This window comes from Acinetobacter sp. Ac8 (assembly GCF_055392545.1).
In genome coordinates this window covers 1,770,572-1,784,592 of the sequence record NZ_AP043689.1, presented here as the reverse complement: position 1 = coordinate 1,784,592, position 14,021 = coordinate 1,770,572, and the positions used below count along the sequence as shown (strand labels likewise).

Genomic DNA, 14,021 nt, shown 5'->3' with positions numbered 1-14,021 from the left:
TTTTTAGTTTTTCTATCTTTAGTTTTTATCAAAGTGAAAGGCTCACTTTGTCATGTGTCATAACGAGACAATCCAACGTTCTCAGGTTATTCAAGGAAAATGAATATATGAAACCCATAAATAAAGTTGCCATTATTGGTACTGGTGTTATTGGTGCAAGTTGGGCAGCATTCTATTTAAGTAAAGGATTTCAGGTGAGTGCTTTTGATCCCGCAGCTGATGCAGAATTAAATTTAAAAAATAGAGTTCAGACCTATTTACTTGATTTGTTCGAATTGGCTGAAGAGCAAACCACCTCTTCTAATCATTATGTTTCAGACACTTTAAAAAATCTTACTTTTTATCAAAATCTAGCAGATGCGGTAAAAGATGCCGATTTTATTCAAGAAAATGGTCCTGAGCGAATTGATCTAAAAAAAGACTTATATGCACAGCTCACTCAAAACTGCCCCAAAGATAGCATTATCGCCTCAAGTTCATCTGGCTTAAAAATCTCAGATATTCAACATGATTGTCTATATCCTGAAAGAATCGTACTGGGTCATCCTTTTAATCCGCCACACTTATTACCTTTGGTTGAGATTATTGGTGGAGAAAAAACCCAAGCAAACTATATCCATGATGCTTTTGAATTTTATAGATTATTGGGGAAAAAACCGATTTTAATTCAAAAAGAAGTCAAAGGCCATGTCGCCAATCGTTTGCAGTCTGCAATTTGGAGAGAAGCGTTTTATCTGGTTTCTGAAGGTGTATGTAGCGCAGAAGATATTGATATCGCCATCACCAATGGCCCCGGATTACGCTGGGCAATATTTGGACCTTATTTAAATATGCAGTTGGCTAATCAACATGGATTTAAAGCCGCTATGCATCATTTAGGTGAACCGATGTCTGAATGGTGGGCTGATATGCACCCTTATACCTTGTCTGAAGAAAAAATTGAGATGCTGAATGAAGAAACTCAGCAGTTTGTTAAAAAGCTAGGCGATAAAAATCTTCAATTACTTCGTGATCAGGCATTACTGCGATCTTTAAAGATGCGTAAAGAATTAGATTTGCCTTAATAGGGTTTTACAAAAGTGAGCTTCACTGATTCTCCAGAATTCTCATCTGGAGAATTTAGTCTTCAAAAATTTAGCCAAGGGAATCAGGATCATTGACCTTCCCGATCCAAAATTGAATCAACAGATCAAAGCACCCCAAGCAACAATTTCAGACTGAACCTTGTTGCTTATTTTTGAACTACATCAAAAATGCCCATCAGCTTTTAGATTGTTCGAAAATTCGAATAGACATGCCAAGTTTCATATCATTATTGTTCTACTAAAAGCAGTTATCGTTGTCTTATCCGCTACTTTAATCATTAAGTCGCCCAAATAAGGGAAGTATTATGCTCAACAATAAAATAAAGTTAAAACAAATGTGGTAAAGCAATTTCAGTACAACGAATGAAAAATATAAACAATTCCTAATTCAAATGGTGACCCAATATGCGAACTTTCTATACGATTCTGATCGGTATAATACTATTCCTTGTAATGCTTTTTATAAGTCGAATATTACGTGGTCGCTTTAGTCCAACATTATTTTTTATTCTGTTCATCTTGATTTGGTTTGTAGCAATGAGCTGGAATATGTATATGGGCATACAAGCAGGATATGCAGTTAAAGAAGAATTCTTAATATTTTTACTTAATTTTGGTATTCCTTCTCTTCTCGCAACTTACTTCATATATAAAAATAAAAGCTCTATTTAGCTTGCTAAGGTTAAAAACCATCATGTAAACAACGATCAAAACTAGGGTCTGTTGACATTTCATAAATAGCTTGCGTTGTAGGTTAAAATTGAGCAGGCAAGGCATGAAATGAAGAGAATAGCGAGACTATTTTCAAGTTTCATAACGCAGGCTGAGATAATTTTAACCACAACCCTGAGCAAGAACAAAGCACTACTTTGTTTGCAGCGCAAGGCGCAGCGGGGGGACTAGCGTGTTTTTTGTCGCTTCGTCGTTACCTTGCGAAACAGTGTTTCTCATCATTTAGAATGACTAAATTTCGTATTTCGCGCCTAAAATCGCCTAAAAAATACACGTAGTCGCAAGCATAGACGAATTGTAAACAGACCCTCTTATTACTTATTGTAAAGCACTCTCCCAAGAGAGTGCTTTTTGGGTTAACTTTTACTGGTTAAACATGATTAGGTATAGATTTAATCAAGTAAAATTAGCTTTCCTTTTTTCGATAAAGGCCGCAACACCCTCTTTATAATTGTCTGATTGTCCAGCAATACGCTGTAACTCTCGTTCCAACTGTAACTGTTCAGCCAAAGTATTTTGCGAGGCAGTATTTAAGGCCTTTTTAATTAGCGAAATCGAACTGCTTGGTTGCTCTGCCAAACGTTCTGCCAATTCAATCACACCCTGATCAAAAGCATCATCTTCATAGACCTCCCAAATAAGCCCCCAACTCAAGGCTTTCTGGGCAGATAACTTATCCCCGAACATGGTCAAACCTTTGGCTCGGGCAAGCCCCAGCAGATGTGGCAAATTCCACGTCCCACCTGCATCTGGGATTAAACCGACTTTGCAAAAAGACTGTATAAAAGCAGCAGATTGTTTGGCCACAACAATATCGCAAGCCAAAGCCAAATTCGCACCAGCACCAGCCGCTACGCCATTGACCGCAGCCACAACAGGTTTAGCCATATTGGAAATTTTAACGACTAACGGATTATAAAATTTTTCTAAGGCAGCACCTGCATCATAATCAGCTGCGCTTATCACCTCTTTATTTCTGGCTCTTAAATCCTGACCCGCACAGAAGCCCTTGCCTGAACCAGAGATTACAATGGCTTTAATCTCAGTAGAAACCGCCCACAGGTCTAAAATTGCAGCAATTTCACGATGCATTTGCTCATTAAAACTATTCAGCACCTCGGGACGGTTTAAGGTTAAATAGCCCACCTGATTTTCCTGCCGAATCAAAATATGTTGAAAATCCATTTATTTTTACTCATTTAAATAAAAAACAGCCTGACCCTGCTTAAAAAGCAAAGTCATCTTGTTCTAATTCCATTACCGCTTCAGCACCTGATGCAATAGCAGCCGCATGACTTTGGGTACGGTGTAATAATTTTTGAAAGAAAAATTTCGCTGTGGTTAATTTAGCCTGATAAAATTTTTCGTCCTGCGTTGCTTGGCTTAACTTTTCATCTGCTACTTGCGCCATACGTGCCCAAAGATAAGCAAACACGACATAGCTAGAGAAATACAGATAATCAACTGAAACAGCGCCAATTTCTTCTGGGTTTTGCTGTGCTTTTTTGGCAACACTGTCTGTAATTGATAACCACTGTTGCTTGAGTTCCGCTAGTTTTTCCAGATAAGCTGCCAATACGGTATTTGATTGGTTGGCTGCAATAAACTGCTCAATTAAATCAGTCATATTTTTTAATAGTTTGCCATCCGACTTGAGCACCTTACGTGCCAGCAAATCTAAAGACTGAATCTCTGTGGTTCCCTCATACAAGGTTGAGATACGGGCATCACGAACAATTTGCTCCATGCCATGTTCAACAATAAATCCATGCCCACCAAAAATTTGTACGCCGTGTTTTGCCGCTTCATTGCCTGATTCAGTTAAAAAAGCTTTGGCAATCGGGGTTAAAAATGCCAACAATTCATCTGAGATTTTCTGTTGTTCAGGATCATTGGATGTTTCAACAATATCAACATGCTGAGCCAGAAAATATGCCAACGCTCGACCACCTTCAGAAAAGGCTTTTTGCGTCATTAACATCGAACGCACAGCTGGATGCACAATAATCGGATCAGCATTTTTATCTGGATATTTTGCGCCTGATAAAGCGCGCATCGCCAAACGTTCTTTGGCATAACTCAATGCACCTTGAAATGAAATCTCCGAAGCCGCCAACCCTTGTACAGCTGTTCCAATACGTGCTGTGTTCATAAAGGTAAACATACAATTTAACCCACGATTTTCAGGGCCAATTAAATAGCCCTTGGCCCCATCAAAATTTAAAACACAGGTTGCATTGCCATGAATCCCCATCTTGTGTTCAATCGCACTACAGATAACATTATTTCGATCTTGACAATCACCTGCATCATCGAGGTTAAATTTAGGTACGATAAACAGTGAAATCCCTTTGGTCCCCGCTGGTGCTTGTGGTAGTCGGGCTAAAACAATATGAATAATATTTTCTGAAAGGTCATGTTCCCCAGCAGAAATGAAGATTTTCTCGCCCGTAATTGCATAACTTCCATCTGAGTTTGGTTCGGCCTTGGTGCGGATCAAACCTAAATCTGAACCTGCATGTGATTCAGTTAGACACATTGTCCCTGTCCACACGCCACTAATCAGTTTGCTTAAAAATTGTTGTTTCTGTACTGCTGTACCATGATGTTCAATGGTGCGCATTGCGCCATGCGATAAACCTGGATACATTGCCCAAGCCCAGTTAGAACTACACAGCATTTCTGAGATTGCAATACGCAATAAAGTAGGTAGACCTTGACCGCCATACTCAGGATCCGCCGTCAGTGAGGTAAAACCCAATTCAGTATATTTATGATAAGCCTGTTTAAATCCCGCTGGGGTTGTAACAACACCCTGATTTAAATGACAACCTTCCTGATCACCATTTTGATTGATGGGTGCAAGCTCATGTTCACAAAAGTCTGCTGCGGCATCTAAATATTGATTGATCAATTCACGACTGACCGTTTCCTGATATTTGGGTAGTTTTTGGTAGTTTTCTTCTGTTTGCAGCATTTCATGCAATACAAATTGCATATCACGCAGTGGTGCTTTGTATAAAGGCATAGTATTTCCCTTTCAGTTCTTCTGCCAATGATGCAGATAGAGATGATTTCCCTTAGATGACAATTTTATTTTACGATTGCTTAAAAATATCAAATAAATTTCTTATTGCAAAATTTATTTTCATTTTTATTAGATAAATTTATTCAAAAATACCACCAAAAATATAACAAACCGACACAACAAGTTGTATTTAAACAACAATATTTAAATAAATAAAAATTCAAGCATAATATTTGATTAAAAAATAATTTTGTATAGCAAAATATTATTTCGTAAAATTAAATTTTATAGTATGGTAATTAGATCGCTTAACACTCCAAGGATGATTTATGGATAACCCTCAATACACAGGTCTTGAATTCTTAACTGCTTTAAAAAATGGTAAAATTTCAGCGTCGCCCATGGCGCAAACCATTCCTATGCAGTTAATCGAAGTTTCTAAAGGCAAAGCGACGTATAAGGTTACGCCAAGTCAAGCTCATCGAAATATACAAGGAACAATCCATGGCGGTTTTTGTGCGACTGCTTTAGATACTGCAACGGGAAGTGCAGCACATACCTTGCTGGAACATGGTGTGGGTTATGGCACGATTGATCTCAATGTGAAAATGATTCGCCCAATGCAGATCGATACCGCCTACTACGCGCAAGCTGAACTGATTAATGCTGGACGTAATATCGTCACCACAGAAGGTAAAATTGTGGATGAAAATGGCAAAATTTATGCGTTTGCGACGGCAACACTGATGATCATACGAAAATAATAAAAAGACTAAGCCCTTTTGCGGCTTAGTCTTTTATCACTGTTTTCTTCATGGCATAAAAATCTATTCGATCAATTATAAAACTTAGAATTGCCATGGCTAAACCCACAGCCACACAGACACTCCATCCCCAATGTTTCCACGTGTAGACCGCAACCAAAGAACCCAGCGCAGCACCACCAAAATACAGTGTCATATAAATAGAATTAATTCGAGAACGTGCTTGTGCTGAAATTCGGTAGACCAGATTTTGGTTAAGTACATGAAAGGCCGATAAACCAAAATAAGCCAAAATCACACCTCCTGCATAAGCCAGCAAAGACTGTTGGGCAAAAAACAGTGGAATCCATGCAAGTACCAATAACCACATACAAATCACTGCAACTTTATTTTCCAATCCTTTGGCAATTTGTTTTCCCGCCCAAGGGGTTGCAAAAACACCCGCTAAACCAACTATGCCAAATAAACCAATTTGGAAATCATTGAAATGATAAGGCGCATTGGCAAGAATAAAAGTCATGGTGGTAAAGATCAGCGCCAATATACCGAAGCCGATCCCACCTGCCAGACCACGGCGAATTAAATGTGGCTGATCAACGGCCAATGTAAACAATGAACGATAAATTTGCAGCACTGTTAATTGATGAGATTTTCGAGCAACGGGTAATTTAAGCCACATCACTACTGCAAAAGCTAAAATCACCATACCACTGAGTAAATACACCGCATGCCATGACCAAACGGTCGAAAGTAAGCCTGCGATTGATCTGGCCAAGAGAATGCCTAAAAACAAGCCACTCATCAGTGTTCCGACAATTTGCGGGCTTTTTTGAGGACTCGCCAAACCAGCAGCAAACGGTACCAAGACTTGTGTCGTAATCGAAAAGAAGGTGGCTAAAAAGGTAAAACCATACAATACGGGCAAACTTTGACTTAAAGAAAGCCCGATCTGGGCAAAACCTGTGCAGCACATCAACAGACAAATATAGCTACGCTTTTCAAAAAAATCACCGAGCGGCACCAAGATAAACAGACCAACTGCATAAGAGAGTTGGCCGATCACAATTGTTAAAGCGACTTGCTCTGCATTGACCTGTAATGCCTCGGCAATAGAATAAATCAAAGGCTGGTTATAATAGTTCGAACCCGCACAAATTCCACATGCCATTGCCATGATGAAAATAAAGCTTTTTGACAAGATATGCGTTGTGTCAGGTTGAACTATTTTTTCCATTGCGCAGCTCACCTTATTTTAGAATTTGTACATCGACACAAAGTTAATGCGGGAAACATCTGCTGTTCTTCCATCAAACACTTCACGCTTACCTTGATGATATTCCATACCAATATCAATTTGCTCAGCAGGTGAATAAAACAGATTGGCAGCATAATCCGTTAAACGCTTATTTGCGTCAGGATTGAGTTTTGCATAGGCTGAATCATCATCAAAATCAAAAATCGATGCAGATAAATTTGCACGCCATTGCGGATTAAATTTATATGAATACCCAATATTTAAGCTATTGAGTTTATTCATCTCTAAATCTGTTTTTTGCGCATTTAAAGAAAAATCACCTGCCGCATTTAAACTGGTTGCATTTGTCAGGCCAGTTTGTGTGGTATATGGCATGAATTTTTGATCACCCACGATATATTGATAATTCGCCTGTACAGATTGCGCTGGGCTTAGTTGGTATTTTAAACCCGCACCCGCGCCCCAACTGACTTTTTTAACCGTATCTTTCGCAACATCTACTGATTTTTCATTGACAAAACCTTGAGCCAAAGCCGTTAAGGCACCTTCTTTTACCGTATATCGACCTGTCAATGTCGGGAATGCTGAAACCCGAGATCCAGTGTATTCCAATGCGACTTTTAAATCACTCTTGCCATTTATCTTCCAGTCATAGCGCACTTGAGGTGTACGGGTATAAGAGGTTCCCATAAACTGAGTATAATCGACGGACTCTGTACGTGTTTCCATATTGGACATCAAAGACCATGTTTGACCGAAAGTCCAATCTTTATAAGTAAAGAAAGCATGACGAATACGGAATTTACCATCGCCTGTACCCATGTTGGCACTGTCAAAGAAATCGGCTTCAATATTTCCTGTTACAGCCTTATCTGGACTGTTGAAATACACCCCGATTCGACTGGCATTGATCATGGCATCTGAGCGGGCATGATCGGAACGCTTGTCACTTTCAAACGGAGTCCGGTTTAAGCTATTGGTGGTTCTTCCTCCCGAATCTGGTGAGGACTTAAAATCAACTGCAGCATCAAGTCGAGCAATTCCATAGACTTTAACATTGTCGGTCCAAGTCACCCACGAAGGTGCTATTGGTTTCGCGGTTTCAAGTGCTTTATTTTTTTCTACATTTTCTTCAATTTTTGCTTGTTTGACCTGCAAATTATTTTGTGACAGCTTTTGAGCTTCGAGTTCTGCTTTGAGTTTTTGCAGCTCTGTCTCTAACAAATTAATCCGTTGTTCTGCTGTCACTGGCGAATTTGCAAAAATAGTCCCTGAAGCCACAGCGCAAGCTGTAGCTAAAATTAATTTTTTCATCTTTTAATCCTTAAAGAAGCTTTTTTTCCTACGCTTATAAACTAAGCGTCTCGTGCATCTATCAACGGGCAGCCCGTTACTGCCTGTAATTCATCAAAACTTAGTCCCGAAACCATTTCAGTGACATAGGCTTTGTGATCTTTTAATTCAATAATGCATAAATCGGTATAAATACGATCTACACACTGCTCCCCTGTAATGGGATAACTCAGTACATCGACAATTTTAGCTTCACCCTTTTTGGTGACATGCTCCATATAGACATAAATTGACTTGGCTCCCACCGCTAAATCCATTGCACCACCTACAGCGGGGACATCATCAGCTTTGCCAGTATGCCAATTGGCTAAATCGCCATTCACTGCGACCTGAAAAGCACCAATCACGCAGATATCCAGATGCCCACCACGCATAATGTCAAATGAATCTCCGTGATGCATAAAGCAACCACCATCCAGTAAAGTCACTAACTCCTTTCCAGCATTGACCAAGTCCTCATCTTCTTCACCTGCTTTGGGTGGCGGGCCAAAGGCCAAAACCCCATTTTCTGAGTGTAGAAAGATTTCTTTGTCTTGAGGTAAATACTTCGCAACGTTGGTGGGTAAACCAATACCTAAATTGACATAAGCTCCTTCGGGAATATCCTGAGCAATCAACTGAGCGATATCTTCACGAGAACGTTTTTGAACTGACATTAGATATCTCCTACTTTGACAACATGCTGTACAAAAATCCCAGGTGTGATAATGCACTCAGGATCAAGGCTTCCTAGATCTACCGTATGATTCACTTGAACAATGGTTGTTTTTGCCGCTTTTGCCATAATCGGGCCAAAGTTCCGTGCTGCCTTACGATAGGTCAAATTCCCCCAACGATCGGCTTGATCGGCATAAATCAACGCAAAGTCAGCTTCAAGCGGATACTCAAGTACATAGTTTCGACCATTAATGGTTCTGGTTTCTTTGCCTTCTGCGACTTTTGTGCCATAGCCTGTCGGTGTAAATATTGCACCTAGACCTGCACCTGCCGCTTGAATACGACAGGCTAAGTTGCCCTGTGGAACCAGTTCTAACTCAATCTTTCCTGCACGATATAAGTCTTGAAATACGGTCGAACCCGCTGACTTTGGAAATGAACTGATCATTTTTCTGACACAACCTGCAATGATCAGCTTGGTCAAACCACGATCACCAGAGGCAGCATTGTTATTGACAATGGTCAGCTCTTTTTTACCTAAATCGATTAAGGCTTCAATCAGTTCCGCAGGCTGACCTGTCACACCAAAACCACTGGTCATGATTGTTGCACCATCAGGAATTGCCTTTAAAATCGGTTCAATGTCACTGGTGATTTTATTTATCATTTCGCTTGTCCCTTTTCATCCTTAAATTGACGTGACAGGTCAAATTGTCACTCTGCCTTTTGCGGGTTAAATAGTCGGTCTTTAATAAATAACAGTGGAATTACACCGCATATAAAGTACGCTCCAGCCATCACCAACAGTCCTAAACCAATCGAACCATGTTGTGATAAATAACCGATGGTTAATGGAGAGAAAATTGAAAGTACTTTACCGATGTTATATGCACCGCCAACCGCCGAGCCTCGAATTGAGGTTGGAAAACTTTCAGTCATATATGTGGCATTGATTGCATACGGTATGCCGTATAGAAAACCAAAGAACAGCATGAGCCATAAAATATTGGCAGGCGTGTTAAGGTAAACAATCACGGGAATAAATAGAGCTGTGCCAATTGTGCCGAATGCAAATACAGCGCGGCGACCCAATTTATCCGCAATAATCCCAGCAATAATTTTGGCAAACATCATGATTAAGAAAGTGCCGACCATATACATCGCCATTTCTTTAAACTTGATTCCTAGATCAGATTCCAAATAAGCCGGCAGCCAGTTACTCACCCCGTAATAACCAAATTGCAAAGCACCAGTACTCAAAATCCACAGCACAAACATGGTGCCATGTTTCTTATCTTTCAAAATTTCCCAATACGGATTCTGACGTTTAACAGGCTGTGCATTTTGTGGCGTTGCAATGACTTTTAATTGGCGTGCTTTTTTCCATGACTCAGGCTCAGGTACGATAAAATGCATCAGTACTGATAAAATAATCGGGGTAATTGCAAGCCAATACAGGAAACGCCAGCCATGTTCAGGAATAATATGACCTGCCAATAAAGTCGCAAGTAAAGACCCCAAGGTATAACCCGTCATCAGTGTTGCCAACACTGTAGAACGATGTTTGGTCGGTACCATTTCAGACATTAAAATATTACAGGCAATATAAAGTGCGCCTAAGCCCATTGCACCGACTGTTCTTAAAATCGCAAATTGCATATATGAATGGGTAAAACCCAATGCACAGGTCAGAACAGAAGAAAAAGCAATAAAGAATACAATCACGCGCACTCGGCCAAAGCGATCACAAGCCCATCCACCAACTAACCCCCCCACGGCGGAACCTAACAGTGTCAAACTGCCCAATGTTCCTGCTTGTACACCGCTCAGATGAAACTCAGCCTTTAAACTGGTCAAACTTAACGCTAAAAAGCCTAAATCTGCGCCATCACAAAGCAAAGTAAAAAATGCAAAGATAAAGGCCGTAATCCAAATCTTTTTGGGTGTCTGAATCACCTCTCCAGCCCCATTATTACCGCTATTATTTTGTGTAACTGTTTCCGTTGTCATGTCCATATCCTCAGAAGGAATATGAGGCATCCCCTGCCTCATGGCATCTAATTGTTATTAGGCTGTAGCGTCCCTAATCATGTTTTTTGCGATAATCAATTGTTGAACTTGCGTGGTTCCTTCATATAAACGGAACAAACGCACATCACGATAAAAACGTTCAATCGCATATTCACTGATATAACCAGCACCACCGTGAATTTGTACGCAACGATCTGCGACCCGACCACACATTTCAGTGGCAAACATTTTTGAACAAGATGCTTCTGTACTAATGTTTTCACCATTATCACGGCGACGCGCAGCATCGAGCACCATACATTTTGCCGCGTAAATCTCAGCTTTTGAGTCTGCAAGCATGGCTTGGATCAATTGAAAATTAGCAATCGGCTGACCAAATTGTTTGCGCTCAATGGCATAGTGAAGTGCGTCATTTAACATCCGTTCAGCCACACCGACGCTATATGCACCAATATGTAAACGACCTTTATCTAAAACCTTCATGGCTGTTTTAAAACCAATACCTTCAATCCCACCAATCAGTGCTGATGCTGGAACGCGGCAGTTTTCAAAAATCACATCACAAGTATGAGAACCCTTTTGTCCCATCTTTTGATCGATTTTCCCCAAACTAATCCCAGGCGTATTGGCTTCAACTAAAAATGCAGAAATACCACTTGCACCTTTAATATCAGGATTGGTCCGTGCCATCACGGTAAAAGTAGCAGCATGTGGTGCATTGGTAATAAAGCGTTTAGTGCCGTTTAAAACGTAAAAATCACCATCTTTGACCGCACTGGTTTTTAAAGAGGCGGCATCTGAACCAGCCTCAGGTTCGGTTAAGCAAAATGAACCAATAATTTCACCGCTGGCATAACGAGGAAGATATTTTTGTTTTTGCTCTTCTGTGCCATCAATCAAAATCGCACTTGAACCAATACCATTGTTGGTACCAATCAGTGAACGGAATGCCGGAGAAGTTTGTCCAAGTTCAAATGCAACATTCACCTCCTCTTCCATGGTAATTCCCAATCCACCATATTCTTCTGGAATGGTTAACCCAAACAAACCTAACTCACGCATTTGTTGCACGATATCCTCAGGAATTTTGTCCTGCTCGGCAACCTCATGTTCACGTGGAATCAATTCATTTTTTACAAAATCACGAATTGTTGTGAGCAACTGTTGCAACATTCCTTCATCACGGATCATCTATGATCTCCCTTCTTTTGTAGCTTCATTGCATCCATTAGCTATTCCAGCTGGGTAATGGATACCCTGTTTTAAATCTTGTTTACTGCGAATGTGTTTCATAGTACGAGATTAAAAACACAAATTTCAAGCTTTTTTGAAAATTAATTTCATTAAGCGAAATTTTACGATCTACCAATATTAAATATCAATCACTTAGAAAAATATGCTGACGATAAAGTGTCAAGAGGAGTAAAAACTACTTGAAATAAATTTCAAAACACGCATTATTAAAGAAACATAGTTTTGATCTGCGAAACAAGGAATCAAAAAATGAGTGAAATAACAGGGAACAGTTTCATTGAAGTTGACTATTCTGTTCAGAAAGTAGCGATCGTGAAGATTAATCGTCCAGAGGCTAAAAATGCCTTAAATACACAGGTACGTCAGCAACTGGCTCAAGTGTTTACTGAGTTAAGTTTTAATGACCAGATCCATGCCATTGTGCTTACAGGTGGTGAAGAAGTTTTTGCCGCAGGGGCAGACTTAAAAGAAATGGCAAGCGCAACCTCTACAGAAATTTTGCTACGTCATACAGAACGTTATTGGAATGCAATTGCGCAATGCCCTAAACCCGTGATTGCTGCTGTAAATGGTTATGCACTGGGTGGCGGTTGTGAACTTGCCATGCATAGCGACATTATTATTGCGGGTAAAGGCGCAACTTTTGGTCAACCTGAAATTAAAGTCGGTTTAATGCCTGGTGCTGGTGGAACCCAACGTCTCTTTCGTGCAGTGGGTAAATTCCACGCGATGCGTATGATCATGACAGGTGTAATGGTCAAAGCAGAAGAAGCATATAGCATTGGACTGGTTTCCCAAGTTACTGAAGATGACCAGACTATCTCAACCGCTATTCAAATGGCGCAAAATCTGGCAAAAATGCCACCCATTGCCCTGCAACAAATCAAAGAAGTTGCATTAATGAGCGAAGATGTTCCATTAAATGCAGGTTTAGCATTGGAGCGTAAATCATTTCAATTGTTGTTTTCGACCGAAGATAAAAATGAAGGAATTCAAGCGTTTATCGAAAAACGTAAACCTTCATATCAAGGCAAATAAGTTTAATTGATAACAACAATGGAATAGAAATGGCTAGAAAAGTATTGATTAGTGCAGGCGGTTCAGGAATTGGACGATGTATTGCAGAAGCATTCTTAGCGCATCACGATGAAGTTTTCGTTTGTGATATCAATGCAGAAAGCTTAGCGCAATTCCAAAAGACCTATCCTGCACTACATATTTATGCATGTGATTTATCTAACCATGATGAAATCAAATCTATGTTTAGTGATGTCATCAACAAACTGGGGCATATTGATGTTCTGGTCAATAATACAGGGATTTCTGGTCCAACCATCGCAGCAGAAGAACTGAGTTTTGCTGACTGGAGTGCAGTATTAAACCTTAATTTAAATAGTACCTTTGCGATCACCCAACTCGCTATCCCCTTTTTAAAACAGTCGGAAGCAGGTGTCATTATCAATATGTCATCGATCGCTGGACGTTTGGGTTATCCATATCGTTTGGCTTACGCGACCTCTAAATGGGGATTAATTGGTTTTACCAAAACATTGTCGATGGAACTTGGTGCAGACAATATTCGAGTCAATGCCATACTTCCAGGTGCAGTGGATGGGGAACGAGTTCAACGGGTGTTACAAGCGCGTGCAGATGTCGCTCAAACGTCCTTGGATGCCGTTACGCAAAATGCACTTAAAAATCAATCGCTCAAATATTTTGTCAATCCAAAGCATATTGCCGATTTGTGCATATTTTTAGCCTCGGAAAGCGGTTGCTCTATTTCTGGACAAATTTTACCGATTGATGGTGATAAACAATGTCTGAGTTAACCCACCAGACTGTACTGATTTCTTTCGTTTCTA

At 40.1% G+C, this 14,021-nt stretch carries 12 protein-coding genes; 4 read left to right on the top strand and 8 right to left on the bottom strand.

Going from position 1 to position 14,021, the window contains the following annotated elements; all coding sequences use genetic code 11:
- Window positions 1-107 precede the first annotated feature (107 nt).
- Window positions 108-1,064 carry a 3-hydroxyacyl-CoA dehydrogenase NAD-binding domain-containing protein gene (locus tag ACZ5QH_RS08370; RefSeq protein ID WP_234622947.1) on the top strand — a complete coding sequence of 319 codons (957 nt, stop codon included), beginning with the start codon at window positions 108-110 and terminating at the stop codon, window positions 1,062-1,064.
- 1,149 nt (window positions 1,065-2,213) lie between these two features.
- Here the strand turns inward: ACZ5QH_RS08370 and paaG are convergent.
- Both paaG and ACZ5QH_RS08360 read right to left on the bottom strand, forming a co-directional pair.
- Window positions 2,214-3,002 carry a 2-(1,2-epoxy-1,2-dihydrophenyl)acetyl-CoA isomerase PaaG gene (paaG, locus tag ACZ5QH_RS08365; RefSeq protein WP_303577338.1) on the bottom strand — a complete coding sequence of 263 codons (789 nt, stop codon included), beginning with the start codon at window positions 3,000-3,002 and terminating at the stop codon, window positions 2,214-2,216.
- Between the two features lie 40 nt (window positions 3,003-3,042).
- A complete protein-coding gene (locus ACZ5QH_RS08360) occupies window positions 3,043-4,845 on the bottom strand; it encodes an acyl-CoA dehydrogenase C-terminal domain-containing protein (protein WP_303577339.1) in 1,803 nt (600 codons plus the stop codon).
- Window positions 4,846-5,174: 329 nt separating this feature from the next.
- On the opposite strand from ACZ5QH_RS08360, the gene ACZ5QH_RS08355 reads away from it, so the two are divergent.
- Window positions 5,175-5,609 (top strand): PaaI family thioesterase, encoded by a 435-nt coding sequence (locus ACZ5QH_RS08355; RefSeq protein WP_303577340.1) that lies wholly within the window; start codon window positions 5,175-5,177, stop codon window positions 5,607-5,609.
- Window positions 5,610-5,634: 25 nt separating this feature from the next.
- Here ACZ5QH_RS08355 and ACZ5QH_RS08350 read toward each other — a convergent pair whose 3' ends face one another.
- Genes ACZ5QH_RS08350 through ACZ5QH_RS08325 form a run of 6 tightly spaced genes read right to left on the bottom strand, consistent with a single transcriptional unit; the run spans window position 5,635 to window position 12,096 of the window.
- Window positions 5,635-6,843 carry an MFS transporter gene (locus ACZ5QH_RS08350; protein ID WP_303577341.1) on the bottom strand — a complete coding sequence of 403 codons (1,209 nt, stop codon included), beginning with the start codon at window positions 6,841-6,843 and terminating at the stop codon, window positions 5,635-5,637.
- An 18-nt stretch (window positions 6,844-6,861) separates the two neighbouring features.
- Window positions 6,862-8,178 carry an outer membrane trimeric porin-like protein DcaP gene (dcaP, locus tag ACZ5QH_RS08345; RefSeq protein WP_004721452.1) on the bottom strand — a complete coding sequence of 439 codons (1,317 nt, stop codon included), beginning with the start codon at window positions 8,176-8,178 and terminating at the stop codon, window positions 6,862-6,864.
- A 41-nt stretch (window positions 8,179-8,219) separates the two neighbouring features.
- Window positions 8,220-8,873: a 3-oxoacid CoA-transferase subunit B gene (locus ACZ5QH_RS08340; protein ID WP_004820535.1), complete on the bottom strand. Its 654-nt coding sequence runs from the start codon at window positions 8,871-8,873 to the stop codon at window positions 8,220-8,222.
- Window positions 8,873-9,541: a 3-oxoacid CoA-transferase subunit A gene (locus ACZ5QH_RS08335; RefSeq protein WP_004721455.1), complete on the bottom strand. Its 669-nt coding sequence runs from the start codon at window positions 9,539-9,541 to the stop codon at window positions 8,873-8,875. The genes ACZ5QH_RS08340 and ACZ5QH_RS08335 overlap by 1 nt, the downstream gene beginning before the upstream one ends.
- 47 nt (window positions 9,542-9,588) lie before the next feature.
- Window positions 9,589-10,884 carry an MFS transporter gene (locus tag ACZ5QH_RS08330; RefSeq protein WP_016539715.1) on the bottom strand — a complete coding sequence of 432 codons (1,296 nt, stop codon included), beginning with the start codon at window positions 10,882-10,884 and terminating at the stop codon, window positions 9,589-9,591.
- Between the two features lie 57 nt (window positions 10,885-10,941).
- On the bottom strand, window positions 10,942-12,096 hold the full coding sequence (locus tag ACZ5QH_RS08325; protein ID WP_004721459.1) for an acyl-CoA dehydrogenase family protein: 1,155 nt from the start codon (window positions 12,094-12,096) through the stop codon (window positions 10,942-10,944).
- Window positions 12,097-12,408: 312 nt separating this feature from the next.
- Here ACZ5QH_RS08325 and ACZ5QH_RS08320 point away from each other — a divergent pair, with 312 nt between their 5' ends.
- The gene (locus ACZ5QH_RS08320) at window positions 12,409-13,197 is read left to right on the top strand and encodes an enoyl-CoA hydratase (RefSeq protein ID WP_303577342.1); all 789 of its coding nucleotides are present in this window, start codon (window positions 12,409-12,411) and stop codon (window positions 13,195-13,197) included.
- 29 nt (window positions 13,198-13,226) lie between these two features.
- Window positions 13,227-13,988: an SDR family oxidoreductase gene (locus ACZ5QH_RS08315; RefSeq protein ID WP_303577343.1), complete on the top strand. Its 762-nt coding sequence runs from the start codon at window positions 13,227-13,229 to the stop codon at window positions 13,986-13,988.
- Window positions 13,989-14,021 lie beyond the last annotated feature (33 nt).

Bases quoted from the DNA above. Each gene is read 5' to 3' on its own strand.
- ACZ5QH_RS08315 (WP_303577343.1), top strand. From the start codon at position 13,227: ATGGCTAGAAAAGTATTGATTAGTGCAGGCGGTTCAGGAATTGGACGA.
- ACZ5QH_RS08360 (WP_303577339.1), bottom strand. From the start codon at position 4,845: ATGCCTTTATACAAAGCACCACTGCGTGATATGCAATTTGTATTGCAT.
- ACZ5QH_RS08320 (WP_303577342.1), top strand. From the start codon at position 12,409: ATGAGTGAAATAACAGGGAACAGTTTCATTGAAGTTGACTATTCTGTT.
- ACZ5QH_RS08340 (WP_004820535.1), bottom strand. From the start codon at position 8,873: ATGTCAGTTCAAAAACGTTCTCGTGAAGATATCGCTCAGTTGATTGCT.
- ACZ5QH_RS08370 (WP_234622947.1), top strand. From the start codon at position 108: ATGAAACCCATAAATAAAGTTGCCATTATTGGTACTGGTGTTATTGGT.
- dcaP (WP_004721452.1), bottom strand. From the start codon at position 8,178: ATGAAAAAATTAATTTTAGCTACAGCTTGCGCTGTGGCTTCAGGGACT.
- ACZ5QH_RS08330 (WP_016539715.1), bottom strand. From the start codon at position 10,884: ATGACAACGGAAACAGTTACACAAAATAATAGCGGTAATAATGGGGCT.
- ACZ5QH_RS08335 (WP_004721455.1), bottom strand. From the start codon at position 9,541: ATGATAAATAAAATCACCAGTGACATTGAACCGATTTTAAAGGCAATT.
- ACZ5QH_RS08350 (WP_303577341.1), bottom strand. From the start codon at position 6,843: ATGGAAAAAATAGTTCAACCTGACACAACGCATATCTTGTCAAAAAGC.
- ACZ5QH_RS08355 (WP_303577340.1), top strand. From the start codon at position 5,175: ATGGATAACCCTCAATACACAGGTCTTGAATTCTTAACTGCTTTAAAA.
- paaG (WP_303577338.1), bottom strand. From the start codon at position 3,002: ATGGATTTTCAACATATTTTGATTCGGCAGGAAAATCAGGTGGGCTAT.
- ACZ5QH_RS08325 (WP_004721459.1), bottom strand. From the start codon at position 12,096: ATGATCCGTGATGAAGGAATGTTGCAACAGTTGCTCACAACAATTCGT.